We start from the raw sequence: 263 nt of genomic DNA on the forward strand, positions 1-263 counted from the left end.
GTAAGTATTTATTAATAGTGTATGGTTGCAATTCAAATAAATATCAATAAACTTGCACAAAAAGAGAGTTGTAAGTACTGGAGAAATAGAATTTTATAGTTAAGTATAAGAGGCTCATTGATCAGTATTTGTATTGTTATCGGAGAATCTGCACTTGTTATTGAATATCGCTTTCAAAAGTATATTGTATTATTTATTATTAGCTATAGAAGTGGATGTTTTGAGTGAAATACAGTAAGTGTTATGAGTTAGTGAAAATTTTT

It is taken from the genome of Larkinella sp. C7, from assembly GCF_006149005.1.
Classification (GTDB): Bacteria; Bacteroidota; Bacteroidia; order Cytophagales; family Spirosomataceae; genus Larkinella.